This is a genomic window from Acinetobacter sp. BMW17 (genome assembly GCF_001592855.1).
In the GTDB taxonomy this organism is placed as follows: domain Bacteria; phylum Pseudomonadota; class Gammaproteobacteria; order Pseudomonadales; family Moraxellaceae; genus Acinetobacter; species Acinetobacter johnsonii.
Genome location: NZ_LSOD01000039.1, coordinates 1 through 13,394, shown reverse-complemented (window position 1 = coordinate 13,394; position 13,394 = coordinate 1). Strand labels below are relative to the sequence as shown.

Genomic DNA, 13,394 nt, shown 5'->3' with positions numbered 1-13,394 from the left:
GTATCTTATTGATCCGCCACCAGAGTGTCAAGTAAGTGTGGCGCGAGTTTGTTCAAAATATAACAGAACAGTTCGGCGGTCTTTTGAGTGTCGTATAAAGCCGAGTGGGCCTCTCTACCATCGAACTCAATCCCTGCTTGAATACATGACTTCGCAAGAACAGTTTGACCAAACATCACAGCACTTAAGGTGACGGTGTCAAATACTGAAAAACTGTGAAATGGGTTTTGATTTTTAGTCCCTGTACGTGCAATCGCTGCCTGTACAAAGCCTAAATCAAAGTGGGCGTTATGACCGACCAAGACCGCATGTGTACAGTTCTGTTGGCGACGAACTTCATTGACGGCTTTAAAAATACGTTTTAATGCTGTTTTTTCGTCTTCAGCCATAGCCATGCGCATGGGGTTAAAGGGATCAATACCAATAAAGTCCAATGATCGACGGTCTAGATTTGCACCTTCAAAGGGGTTGATATGCGCATGATGTGCAGGACCCGGTACAAATTGACCTTCTTCATTATAAATAATCGGAATTGCAGCAATTTCCAATAAGGCATCGGTCTGTGCATTAAAACCTGCTGTTTCGACATCGACAACAACAGGTAGAAAACCACGGAAACGCTGACCAATCATTGGCAATGTTTCATTTGTCACACTTTTCTCCATTGAATGGTTTTACCCGCATACAGCGGAATAATGTGTTCACCATCCAAATAGTCTAAACTCTCAGGGATGACTTGGTCTTCTTTTACCAGTGTAATTGTTGAAGTATTGCGCGGTAGACCGTAGAAGTCTGCACCAAAGTGGCTGGCAAAACCTTCAAGGCGTTCAAGCTTACCCACTTGATCGAATGCTTGAGCATAAAGTTCAATTGCCGTTGGCGCGCTGTAGCAGCCTGCACATCCACATGCATTTTCTTTGGCATTTTTAGAGTGCGGTGCACTGTCTGTACCTAAGAAAAACTTAGGGTTGGCACTGGTCGCAACTTCGAGCAAAGTTTGCTGATGGGTTTGACGTTTTAAAATCGGTAAGCAATAGAAGTGCGGTTTAATGCCACCAACCAACATATCATTACGGTTAAACAGTAAATGCTGTGGAGTAATGGTTGCAGCCACATTGCGGTCTTGTTCTAAAACAAAGTTGGCCGCTTCACTAGTCGTAATGTGTTCTAAAACCAATTTCAGTTTTGGAAATTGTTTCAGCAACGGAGAAAGAACTTCGTCTAAGAAGCGCTTTTCACGGTCAAAAATATCGACATGATTGTGCGTAACTTCACCATGCAACAGTAATGGAACCTGATGCTCTTCAAGTTGCTCAATGACAGCATAGACTTTACGAATGTCGCTTACACCATTGTCTGAGTTGGTGGTCGCACCAGCAGGGTAGAGTTTAATCGCGTTTACAAACTCAGAATTTTTAATTTTCTTGACTTCTTCAGGCGAAGTTGTGTCAGTAAAATACAACACCATGCGTGGGTCGAAGGCATTGCCTTCTGGTACATGCGCCATGATGCGTTCTCGGTACGCATTCGCTTCCTCAACCGTTTTAACGGGAGGTACGGTATTTGGCATACAAATAGCGCGTGAAAACTGTTGGGCTAAATCGGGAACCGTACGTTGTAATGCAAGACCATCACGAAGGTGAGCGTGCCAATCATCTGGCTGGAGAATCGTAATCGTATTCAAGGCGATTTCTGTCAAAGAAATAAAACAGATGATAATGCATATGCGCCAAAAATGGTAATGACAAATAAAGGCATCTTGTCTGATTATTATGATTTATCTTTGTAATTTTGTGTTATTTTTAGGCAACTACAAGAATTAAATCTGGTCTGGTATGGAATATAAATACAACCTCGCCAAACTTCAGTATGACAAAGAAAAAATGGAAGAGCTGATTACACGACACAACCGTCGCATTGGTCAGGTTTTTCCTCAGAAATTAGAACAAGAGTTTTGGCGATTAAACTTAGAGCGCGCGCGTCGCAATATTAATGACTTTCTTTGGTCTGGTGTTTTGGCTTATTTTATTTTCGCCATTTTAACGATTCCGGGGGATTACTGGATTATTGAGCAGTCTCATTTTAAACAAGATTTTATCCATTGTTTACTGGGGCTACTAAATGGTGCTGTTTGTCTTTTATTCCTTTATGTTTTTTCACATTTTACCAAACTAAAGCCTTTTTTTGCCTATGCAGCCATGTTTGCTGTGTTTTGGGCTGTGGTCTCGACGACTTGGTTGACCATGTCGGTACATACCGAAGCTTTGCGCCATCAAGCAATGATGATTATCTGCATGATTTATGTCTTGGGGTATTTGCTGACTGGGGTAAAGCCGGGATATGTTTTTATGACTGGTGTAGCAGCCGCTGGGGTTTCATTTTTAGTCCTGATTTCGACTCTAGTCAAGTTTGACGCGATCGTGATGGGGCGTGTGATGTTTGGTAGCTGTTTGCTGGGGTTTATCATTAGTCGTATGATCTACGCCCGCGAGCGCATCATTTTTTTAAATATTCGTCGTGCTAAAATTAGTGAAAAAATACATCGAATACATACTTCAGAATTGCTGCATTTGAGTCAGAATGATGAGCTGACAAAGATCTCAAATCGGCGTAATTTTGACGAAATGATGGATACCTATTATGAGCAATCACGTCAGGATGAAACACCCTTATCGATTTTGTTTATCGATGTTGATTTTTTCAAAAAATATAACGACTGTTATGGTCACCAAAAGGGCGATGATGTGATTTCATCGATTGCAAAATCTATTAAAAATGCGATTCGACATATGGATTTTGTGGCGCGTTATGGCGGCGAAGAGTTTGTGGTGTTATTGCCAGAAACCGATGCACATGGCGCTTATGCGGTTGCTTCGAATATTTACCGAGCGATTGAGCGTTTGGAAATTCCGCATGAAATGTCTGAAGTGTCTCCATTTGTCACCATTAGTTTAGGGATTACAGTCTTTAAAGGCGAGGTGGATTTGAGCAAAGTCGAATTATTGGGTATCGCAGATCAGGCTTTATACCGTGCCAAGCAATTGGGGCGTAATCAGATTTATTATCAGCCTTTAACCACATCGACGTGTATAGAATGAATCGCTAAAATAAAAAAACCGCTCTTATGAGCGGTTTTCTTGACATTCAACAAACTTATTTGTTTTTGTCTTTTAACTGTGGAACAGCAGAACCAGTACCTACAGCTAATAAACCAGTATTGGTATAAATACCAAGTTTCGCACGAGTATCGGTAATGTCCAAGTTACGCATAGTTAACTGACCAATACGGTCCATTGGCGTAAACATTGAATCACCTTTCTCCATCGTCAAACGCTCAGCTTCATAAGTGAGGTTTTCAGACTCAGTGTTCATGATGGTGTAGTCATTACCACGACGTAGTTCTAAAGTCACAGTACCTGTGATGGCTTTAGCAACCCAACGTTGCGCAGTTTCACGAAGCATTAATGCTTGAGAGTCGAACCAACGACCTTGGTAAAGTAAACGACCTAAACGTAGACCGTTAATACGGTATTGTTCAATCGTGTCTTCGTTATGAATACCAGTCACCAAGCGCTCATAAGCAATATGTAGAAGTGCCATACCCGGTGCTTCATAAATACCACGAGATTTTGCTTCAATAATACGGTTTTCGATTTGGTCAGACATACCTAGACCATGACGACCACCAATACGGTTGGCTTCAAGAATGAACTCAACAGGGTCTTCAATGCGTTGACCATTGATTGCAACAGGGAAGCCTTCTTCAAAAGTAATCGATACTTCTTCAGCTTTAACTTCTACGTCGTCTTTCCAGAATGCAACGCCCATGATTGGGTCAACAATTTTGATACCTGCATTGAGGTATTCAAGATCTTTTGCTTCGTGGGTCGCACCCAACATGTTTGAGTCAGTTGAGTAAGCTTTTTCTTTTGACATTTTGTAGTCAAAGCCGTTGTCGATCAAGAATTGCGACATTTCAGCACGGCCACCTAATTCATCAATAAACGTTTGGTCTAACCAAGGCTTATAGATTTTAAGTGCAGGGTTGGTCAATAAACCATAACGGTAGAAACGTTCAATATCGTTTCCTTTATATGTTGAACCATCACCCCAGATGTTGACATCATCTTCTTTCATTGCGGTAACAAGCATAGTCCCTGTTACTGCACGACCCAATGGCGTCGTGTTGAAATACGGTACACCACCAGTTGAAATGTGGAACGCACCACATTGAATTGCAGCAATACCTTCAAGTGCAAGCTGTAAACGGCAGTCAACTAAGCGAGCTTTTACTGCGCCATACGCTTCCGCTTTTTTTGGAATCGCATCGTAGTCGTCTTCATCAGGCTGACCTAAGTTTGCTGTATAAGCATAAGGTTCTGCGCCTTTTTGTTTCATCCACAAAAGTGCAGCTGAAGTATCTAGACCACCAGAGAAGGCAATACCAACTTTTTTGCCAACTGGGACATTCTGCAAGATAGTTGCATTATCAGTCATTGTTAATCCTAACGATATAAATATAGGCACCGAGAATGGGTGGCCTGAAAGAATACATATATCCGCGATTGTAGCACTTTTCCAAATGGTTTTTCTAAAAAATCATAGGGCTTTAAAAATATTAAGGCTCATGTGCATATCGATACTGTTGAAAAATTTCTGGAGAAAATCGGTTTCTATATTGTGTGCTCACTTTTTGTCTTTTTAGAAGATGTTTAGGCTGTAAATTAATCAGAAAAGTGGGGGAGTTAGTTTGGTTTTAAATTGGTATGACCAATATTGTGTGATTTTTCCATTTTTTGAGTATTAAGCTGGATTTAAGTTGGGTGATTATTTTTTATATTATTAGACTAAAGTCTAAAATTGGCATTATTTTAATAAAAATATCATTAAAAACAATGATATTAATTTGATTGAAATATGATCTAGTTTATAAAGGTGACTCACATTGGTCATACCAATAATAACTTTTAATTGAAGTTTTACTTCATTTTAAATCAAAATAAGCCAAGTATAAGTCATTATTGGTTTGTTTCTCTTTACGGTTGCTTATATTGGTCTGTCCAATATTGGTAAAAGTGCCAATAATATGCTCAAAATTAAATCTTAGTAAGCATTTCAAGGAGATGACAATGCTTCAATGGCAGCAAATGTATGACCCAATGGGGAATATTTGGATTTCAAGTCTAATTGCACTGATTCCGATTATCTTCTTCTTTTTGGCGCTCGCGGTATTTCGTTTAAAAGGCAGTGTGGCGGGTACGATCACCGTTGTACTTGCACTTCTTGTCTCTTTATTTGCCTATAAGATGCCGGTGCTGATGGCATTCGCATCGATGGCTTATGGTTTCCTCTACGGTTTATGGCCGATTGCATGGATCATTATTGGTGCGGTATTCCTGTATAAAATTTCAGTGAAGACAGGCCAGTTCGACATCATTCGTTCTTCTATTCTCTCAATTACTGAAGACCAGCGTTTACAAATGCTGTTGGTGGGCTTTGCTTTCGGTACCTTCTTAGAGGGTGCGGCAGGCTTTGGTGCTCCTGTGGCAATTACCGCTGCACTATTAGTAGGTTTAGGCTTTAAACCTTTATATGCAGCAGGTCTCTGTCTAATCGTAAACACAGCACCTGTGGCTTTTGGTGCGATGGGTATTCCAATTATCGTTGCTGGACAAGTCTCTGGTGTCGATACGATGGAAATCAGCCAAATGGTGGGCCGTCAGCTACCATTTATGGTGCCAATCGTGTTGTTCTGGATTATGGCAATCATGGATGGCTGGCGCGGTGTTAAAGAAACATGGCCAGCAGTTGTGGTGGGTGCTAGTAGCTTTGCAATTGCACAATACTTAACTTCTAACTTTGTTGGTCCAGAATTACCCGATATTACGGCTGCAATTGCATCCCTGATTTCTTTAACAATTTTGTTTAAATACTGGCAGCCGAAGCACATTTTCCGTTTTGCAGATCAAGACGCAACGATGAGTGAAGATGTGGCTGCACAAAAACAGCAAAAATACACTGTAGGACAAATTGCAAAAGCATGGTCTCCATTCGCGATTTTAACTTTGATGGTGACGATCTGGAGTGTGAAACCGTTTAAGGATTTATTTGCTAAAGACGGTGCATTGCATGATCTCGTGATTTCAATCAAAGTGCCATTTTTGCATCAAATGATTCAAAAAATGCCACCCGTGGTTGCTGAAATTAAAGACTATGACGCGATCTACAAGTTTGATTGGATCTCGGCTACAGGAACTGCGATCTTTATTGCAGCATTGATCACCATTGCCTATTTGAAGATGAAACCGAAAGATGCTGTGGTAACTTTTGGTGAAACCCTGAATGAGTTGAAAGTTCCCATTTATTCAATTGGTATGGTGTTATCTTTTGCTTTTATCGCAAACTATTCGGGTATGTCTTCGACCTTGGCTTTAGCCCTTGCACATACAGGTTCGGCATTTACGTTCTTCTCACCTTTCTTGGGTTGGTTGGGTGTATTCCTCACGGGTTCAGATACTTCTGCCAATGCACTGTTTTCAGCGCTTCAAGCCACTACAGCTCAGCAAATTGGTGTGCCAGAAGTTTTACTGGTGGCAGCCAATACCAGTGGTGGTGTGACCGGTAAGATGATTTCACCTCAATCGATTGCGATTGCGTGTGCGGCGGTAGGACTGGTTGGTAAAGAGTCTGATTTATTCCGTTTTACCTTAAAACACAGTATAACGTTCACAATTATGATGGGTATTATGATTACTCTACAAGCCTATGTGTTCCCATGGATGATTCCATAACACAAATTGTGTATCAACGTTAAGGAAAGCAGATGAAAGTCTCCGATAAAGCTGTACAAAGCCTGCGTGTATTGATTGAACAAAGCAATATGCAAGTTGGAGACCGTCTGCCTGCTGAAAGAAAACTGTGTGAACAGCTTCAAGTCTCTCGCTCTTCTTTAAGAGAGGCCATTTCGCAGTTGACCAGCATGGGTATGTTGGTCAGCAAAGTGGGGGCGGGGACTTTTTTAAAACAATTACCAGCAACGTGGTCCAGTTATCAAATCGTACAACCGATTAGTAATTTGATGAGTGAAGATCCTGCTTACCGATTTGATGTGCAAGAGGCGCGCATTATTTTAGAAGGTGGAACAACTTGGTATGCAGCACAACGCGCAACCCAAGAAGATCTGGTGAACATCAGACATCATTATGATCAGATTAACCATTTTCAGGCTTTGGGAAATGATGACGAGGCGGCTCGTGCAGATGCGAAATTTCATTTAGCGATTGCTGAAGCATCTCATAATTTGGTTTTGATTCAGATGATGCGTGGTCTGTTTGATTTGTTGCAGTTCAACGTCGCTTTGGGACGCCGAAAAGTCTATAGCGAAGCACACCGTTTTGATCAATTGCATGATCAGCACTTTCAAGTCATGAATGCAATTGAACGCCGTGATCCAGAAGCTGCACGTAAAGCAGTCTGTGGACACATTGAGTTTGTAGTACAACAGGTGCGAATGATTGATGAAGAAGAAGCTCGTCGTCAGCGCGCCAGTCGATTAAACAGGATATAAGCATGATTATTTCTTCTGCCAATGACTACCGTGAAGCGGCACGACGTCGTTTACCGCCATTTTTATTCCATTACATCGATGGTGGTGCGTATGCAGAATATACCCTGAAGCGCAATGTAGAAGATTTATCAAAAATTGCTTTGCGCCAGCGTGTACTGAACGACATGTCACAGTTAAGTTTAGAAACCAAACTGTTTGATGAAACTTTGTCGATGCCTGTTGCATTATCGCCTGTGGGTTTAACAGGCATGTATGCACGCCGCGGTGAAGTTCAAGCTGCTGTCGCTGCAGATAAAAAGGGTATTCCGTTTACACTGTCTACCGTTTCAGTATGTCCAATTGAAGAAGTGGCACCTGCGATTCAGCGTCCAATGTGGTTTCAGCTTTATGTACTACGTGACCGTGGTTTCATGAAAAATGCTTTGGAGCGTGCTAAAGCGGCAGGCTGTTCAACCTTGGTGTTTACTGTGGATATGCCTGTTCCGGGCGCGCGTTACCGTGATGCCCACTCGGGTATGAGTGGCCCAAATGCAGCAATGCGCCGTTATATGCAGTCGTGTTTCCACCCACACTGGGCGTGGAATGTCGGCATGATGGGACGTCCGCATGACTTGGGCAATATTTCTAAATACTTAGGTAAGCCTACAGGCCTAGAAGATTATATTGGTTGGTTAGGTTCTAACTTTGATCCGTCTATTTCATGGAAAGACCTTGAGTGGATTCGTGAGTTTTGGGATGGGCCAATGGTCATTAAAGGAATTCTGGATCCTGAAGATGCCAAAGATGCAGTGCGTTTCGGTGCAGATGGGATTGTGGTTTCAAACCACGGTGGTCGTCAGCTGGATGGCGTTTTATCTTCTGCACGTGCACTTCCGCCAATTGCAGATGCAGTCAAGGGTGATATTAAAATCCTCGCGGATTCGGGTATTCGTAATGGTTTAGACGTGGTACGTATGCTGGCGTTGGGTGCGGACACGTGTATGCTCGGTCGTGCTTTTGTTTATGCACTCGGTGCAGCAGGCGGTGAAGGTGTTTCAAATCTATTGGAACTGATTGATAAAGAAATGCGTGTGGCAATGACTTTAACAGGTGCAAAAACCATTGCTGATATTACGTCTGACTGTTTAGTGAAGTTAGAGCGAGAGTTGGCTGAGTAAGTTTTTAATAATTTCTATTGTATGAAAATGGATAGTGTGAAGTTGTTTTAATTCACAATGTAAATCTCCCCTGACCCCTCTTTATAAAAGAGGGGAATGTTGCAAATTAATTGATTGTAAAATTTGCAATACTCTCCCTTTGTAAACGGAGGGGCTTGTTTTTACTTGAATTGATCTAGGTAAAAGAAAAGTCCCCTTTTGGAAAAGGGAGATATAGGGGGATTTCAAATATGGAATTGATCTTTGCACTTTGAATTTGAATATAAGAAGTTAAATAAATGAATAAATAAACATTATTCCTTAATTAAAATTTGGAATAGGAAAACTCCTTATGCAAACTCAATTATCTCCACAGCAAACTATTCAAAAACTCATCACCATTGTTGGTAAACAACACGTTTTAACTGACGATAAAGACACACGTTTATACCGCCAAGGTCGTCGTTACGGTGCAGGAAAAGTACTGGCTGTTGTTGCACCTGGGTCATTACTGGAACAGTGGCAAGTATTGCAAACAGCTGTTGATGCAGATTGTATTGTAATTATGCAAGCAGCCAACACAGGTTTGACTGGTGGTTCAACACCTTTTGGCGATGAATATGACCGTCCTGTGGTTTTGATCAGCACGCGTCGTTTGGTTGGCATACAGGTCATTAATGACGGTCAGCAAGTGATTTGTCTACCCGGTGCAACACTAGATCGACTTGAAAAAGAATTGGTGCCATTTAATCGGGAACCACACTCGGTGATTGGTTCATCGTGTATTGGAGCTTCAGTTTTAGGTGGTGTCTGTAATAACTCAGGCGGTGCTTTGGTGCGCCGTGGTCCTGCTTATACTGAGCTGGCATTGTATGCCCGTGTCAATGATGATGGTCAGTTAGAGTTGGTGAATCATCTAGGGGTAAATCTCGGAGAAACACCTGAAGAAATTCTAAGCAAGCTTGAAACGAAAAATTATCAAATCGGCGATATTATCAATAACTCAGGCTGCTGCGCATCGGACCATCGTTATGGACATGATGTTAAACAAGTTGACGAAAATACGCCTGCACGTTTTAATGCCGATCCGTCTCGTTTATATGAAGCATCGGGTTCGGCAGGTAAAGTGTGTGTTTTTGCCGTACGTTTAGATACCTTTGAAAAAATTCCAAGTCAAGTGTTCTATGTGGGTACAAACTCACATGATGATTTGACTGAAATCCGCCGTTTTTTACTAAAAGATTTGCCGCGATTGCCGATTGCAGGGGAATACATCCACCGTGTGGCTTATGATATTGGGGCGGAGTACGGTAAAGACACCTTCATGTTCATTGAAAAACTCGGTACAGCCAAAGTACCTGCCGCATTTGCAATGAAAGATAAGGTCGATGCGTACTTAGAAAAATTTGGTATGAAAGGTCTGTCAGATAAAGTCCTGCAATTGATCACCAAATTTTTGCCCAATCATTTACCGAAACGGATGAATATTTTTCGTGATCTGTATGAACATCATTTGGTTATTCGGATTGAAAATCAAGATGTCGAGCAAGTTGAAAGCTTTTTAAAATGTTATTTTCAAGATAAAACCTCAGGTGATTTTTTCCACTGTACCGAGGAAGAAGGACGTAAAGCATTTTTACATCGCTTTGCCGTTGCAGGTGCAGCAATTCGCTATCGGGATACGCACCGTTCAGAGGTTGAAGATATTGTGGCTCTGGATATTGCATTACGTCGTAATGATCGAGAGTGGGTGGAAACCCTACCCAAAGAGATGGATGATCTGATTGTTCATAAACTCTATTATGGTCACTTTTTATGTCATGTGTTTCATCAGGACTATATTGTGAAAAAAGGCGTAGATCCTTTGGCGATGGAACACCAAATGTGGCATTTACTTGATGCGCGTGGGGCAGAATACCCAGCTGAGCATAATGTCGGACATTTATATGTAGCAAAACCTGCGCTACGAACACATTATGAAAAGCTTGATCCAACCAATAGTTTTAATGTAGGTATTGGACAAACCAGTAAGTTGAAGCATTGGCAGTAAAGGATATTGGTCTAAAAAAACTAAACCAGTGACGGCAACATCACTGGTTTTTTTATTGCCCTATGTTTTTGAGAGCTCAGCTGAATTGACCGGAGATACCAAGAATTTTTTATAAATTGTCATCCCAATATTTTAAAAAACAGCTAAAGTAGTATGCAACAAGTTGCAAAGCCAAAGATAAGGATTCATGATGACAACCAATAGCTATGCACATATTTTAAAACCCTTACATTTGGGTTTTACCACCATTAAAAACCGTGTGGTGATGGGCTCCATGCATACGGGCTTGGAAGATCGTTTTTATAATTATCCAAAATTGGCAGCATACTTCGGTGAGCGTGCTAAAGGCGGTGTCGGTCTGATCATTACAGGCGGGATTTCTCCAAACCGTCAAGGTTGGCTTCTTCCTGCGGGTGGGACAATGAATACGTTGGGAGATATTGCTCCGCATCGTTTAGTGACCCATGCAGTACATAAGCATGGCGCAAAAATTTTAATGCAAATTTTGCATGCGGGACGTTATGGCTACCAACCCTTTGTAGTTTCTGCCAGCCCAATCAAGTCACCGATTTCGCCTTTTAAACCGCGTCAAATGTCTGAAAAACAAATTTTGAATACCATTGATGACTATGCTAAATGTGCCAGTCTTGCCAAAAAGGCGGGCTATGATGGTGTAGAAATTATGGGTTCAGAAGGTTATTTACTGAATCAATTCTTAAGCCGTCATGTGAACCAACGTGAAGACCGTTGGGGCGGGCCGATTGAAAACCGTATGCGTTTTGCGGTCGAAATTGTCAAAGGGATACGTGCACAAGTCGGCGAGAAATTTATTATTTGCTTCCGTTTGTCATTGCTCGATTTGGTGCATGACGGCAATACCATGCAAGAAGTGGTTACGATTGCGCAAGCACTAGAAAAAGCAGGCATTACCTTATTGAATACAGGAATTGGCTGGCATGAAGCGCGTATTCCGACCATTGTGACTTCGGTGCCACGTGCTGCTTTTGTTGACTATACTGCGGAAGTGAAAAAGCACGTGGCTGTGCCAGTGATTGCTTCAAACCGTATCAATATGCCAGACACGGCAGAAGAGATTTTGGCATCGGGCAAAGCCGATATGGTGCAAATGGCGCGTCCGTTATTGGCTGATGCTTTTTGGGTGAATAAAACAGCGACCAATCGTGTCGATGAAATCAATACGTGTATCGCTTGTAACCAAGCATGCTTAGATCATACCTTTAAAAACCAACGTGCTACTTGTTTAGTTAACCCGCGTGCAGCGTTTGAAACTGAGTTGGTTTATTTGAAAGTGAAACAACCGAAACGAGTTGCGGTTGTGGGTGGTGGCGTCGCAGGTATGTCAGCCGCGACAGTTGCAGCCAGTCGTGGACACCAAGTGACTCTGTTTGAAGCAAGTCATGAAGTGGGTGGACAGTTCAACTTGGCAAAAGTTGTACCCGGTAAAGAAGAGTTTCATGAGACCATTCGTTATTTCAAAGTACAGATTGAAAAAACTGGCGTCGACTTACGTTTAAACACCAAGGTGAATCGTGAGCAGCTTGAGCGTGAAGGCTTTGAAGTAATTATTATAGCTACAGGTGTTGTGCCACGTGCATTACGTATCGAAGGGAGTGATTCACCGCAAGTCTTGTCTTATGCAGAAGTGTTACGCGGTGCACCTGTCGGTCGAAAAGTTGCGGTGATTGGTGCTGGAGGGATTGGTTTTGATGTGTCTGAGTATTTATTGAAACCAGAGCATCAACCTCAGCCACAACCACTTGCAGATTGGCAACGTGAATGGGGCGTAGATCCAAACCCGAATTATGTCTCTGAAGGAGGCACGCAGGCCGCAGAAGTTCATCCGCCTGTTCGTGAGATTTATTTATTACAACGTAAAACCTCTGTACTTGGAGCAGGTTTAGGTAAAACTTCGGGTTGGGTACACCGTGCACAGTTGAAAAAGCATGCAGTACGTATGTTACGTGGCGTTCAGTACAAAGCTGTGACTGATGAAGGGCTTTGGGTGGATATAGCAGGACAAGATCAATTGCTACGTGTCGATACCATTGTTGTGTGTGCAGGGCAGGAGTCAGTGAAAGACCTGATGCCAAGTGCTGAGCAAAATACACTAGCGAATTACCACATTATTGGTGGTGCTAAATTGGCTGCTGAGCTAGATGCGAAGCGTGCGATTCGTGAAGGTGCTGAAATCGCCTCGAAATTATAAACTTTTGATGAAACAATATGCAGTTGATTGCTTTGACGGTAAGTTTTACTTGTCATCAAAACAAAAGCTCCGTATGATGGCGCACATGGAAGCGTGGCAGAGCGGTTTAATGCACCGGTCTTGAAAACCGACGAGGGCTTATACCCCTCCGTGAGTTCGAATCTCACCGCTTCCGCCAAATTTGAAAAGCCCTCTGTAGTTACAGGGGGCTTTTTTTAATTATACTTACATCATCACGCATACATTAAGTAATGAATTTGAAAAGAAAAAATGATGCTGAAAATAGAAAAATATTTAATAATTTTTTTTTAGAAATAGATTAGACCTCTTTCATAAATCATTTTTTACTCAGTTCCAAATTATAGATCCCAGCAATTAGATTGAACCTCAATCCCAATCTTTTTCCTCGATTGC

Annotated in this window: 9 protein-coding genes and 1 tRNA gene; 7 read left to right on the top strand and 3 right to left on the bottom strand. The window is 41.9% G+C overall.

Going from position 1 to position 13,394, the window contains the following annotated elements; translation table 11 throughout:
- Positions 1-5: 5 nt before the first annotated feature.
- Both rnt and pyrC read right to left on the bottom strand, forming a co-directional pair.
- On the bottom strand, positions 6-665 hold the full coding sequence (gene rnt / locus AXW61_RS11895) for a ribonuclease T (protein ID WP_081408298.1): 660 nt from the start codon (positions 663-665) through the stop codon (positions 6-8).
- On the bottom strand, positions 650-1,684 hold the full coding sequence (gene pyrC / locus AXW61_RS11890; protein ID WP_062034500.1) for a dihydroorotase: 1,035 nt from the start codon (positions 1,682-1,684) through the stop codon (positions 650-652). The genes rnt and pyrC overlap by 16 nt, the downstream gene beginning before the upstream one ends.
- Before the next feature lie 151 nt (positions 1,685-1,835).
- On the opposite strand from pyrC, the gene AXW61_RS11885 reads away from it, so the two are divergent.
- On the top strand, positions 1,836-3,098 hold the full coding sequence (locus tag AXW61_RS11885) for a GGDEF domain-containing protein (RefSeq protein ID WP_062034460.1): 1,263 nt from the start codon (positions 1,836-1,838) through the stop codon (positions 3,096-3,098).
- 55 nt (positions 3,099-3,153) lie between these two features.
- Here AXW61_RS11885 and argG read toward each other — a convergent pair whose 3' ends face one another.
- Positions 3,154-4,497, bottom strand: coding sequence for an argininosuccinate synthase (argG, locus tag AXW61_RS11880; protein ID WP_004694013.1), 1,344 nt, complete (start codon positions 4,495-4,497; stop codon positions 3,154-3,156).
- A 626-nt stretch (positions 4,498-5,123) separates the two neighbouring features.
- Here argG and lldP point away from each other — a divergent pair.
- From lldP to AXW61_RS11850, 6 genes are all read left to right on the top strand, one after another.
- Positions 5,124-6,791 carry an L-lactate permease gene (gene lldP / locus AXW61_RS11875; protein WP_171254078.1) on the top strand — a complete coding sequence of 556 codons (1,668 nt, stop codon included), beginning with the start codon at positions 5,124-5,126 and terminating at the stop codon, positions 6,789-6,791.
- Between the two features lie 32 nt (positions 6,792-6,823).
- Entirely contained in the window at positions 6,824-7,567 is a 744-nt protein-coding gene (gene lldR, locus AXW61_RS11870) for a transcriptional regulator LldR (RefSeq protein ID WP_004694009.1), read from the top strand.
- Between the two features lie 2 nt (positions 7,568-7,569).
- Positions 7,570-8,724 carry an FMN-dependent L-lactate dehydrogenase LldD gene (lldD, locus tag AXW61_RS11865; protein ID WP_062034458.1) on the top strand — a complete coding sequence of 385 codons (1,155 nt, stop codon included), beginning with the start codon at positions 7,570-7,572 and terminating at the stop codon, positions 8,722-8,724.
- A 331-nt stretch (positions 8,725-9,055) separates the two neighbouring features.
- The gene (gene dld / locus AXW61_RS11860) at positions 9,056-10,753 is read left to right on the top strand and encodes a D-lactate dehydrogenase (RefSeq protein ID WP_062034457.1); all 1,698 of its coding nucleotides are present in this window, start codon (positions 9,056-9,058) and stop codon (positions 10,751-10,753) included.
- Between the two features lie 190 nt (positions 10,754-10,943).
- A complete protein-coding gene (locus tag AXW61_RS11855) occupies positions 10,944-12,980 on the top strand; it encodes an NADPH-dependent 2,4-dienoyl-CoA reductase (RefSeq protein ID WP_062034456.1) in 2,037 nt (678 codons plus the stop codon).
- Between the two features lie 87 nt (positions 12,981-13,067).
- Positions 13,068-13,158: transfer RNA gene (locus tag AXW61_RS11850), tRNA-Ser, on the top strand.
- Positions 13,159-13,394: the final 236 nt, after the last annotated feature.

Excerpts from the sequence above, each read along its gene's own strand:
- AXW61_RS11885 (WP_062034460.1), top strand. The coding sequence starts at position 1,836 with ATGGAATATAAATACAACCTCGCCAAACTTCAGTATGACAAAGAAAAA.
- lldP (WP_171254078.1), top strand. The coding sequence starts at position 5,124 with ATGACAATGCTTCAATGGCAGCAAATGTATGACCCAATGGGGAATATT.
- AXW61_RS11855 (WP_062034456.1), top strand. The coding sequence starts at position 10,944 with ATGACAACCAATAGCTATGCACATATTTTAAAACCCTTACATTTGGGT.
- lldR (WP_004694009.1), top strand. The coding sequence starts at position 6,824 with ATGAAAGTCTCCGATAAAGCTGTACAAAGCCTGCGTGTATTGATTGAA.
- rnt (WP_081408298.1), bottom strand. The coding sequence starts at position 665 with ATGGAGAAAAGTGTGACAAATGAAACATTGCCAATGATTGGTCAGCGT.
- argG (WP_004694013.1), bottom strand. The coding sequence starts at position 4,497 with ATGACTGATAATGCAACTATCTTGCAGAATGTCCCAGTTGGCAAAAAA.
- lldD (WP_062034458.1), top strand. The coding sequence starts at position 7,570 with ATGATTATTTCTTCTGCCAATGACTACCGTGAAGCGGCACGACGTCGT.
- dld (WP_062034457.1), top strand. The coding sequence starts at position 9,056 with ATGCAAACTCAATTATCTCCACAGCAAACTATTCAAAAACTCATCACC.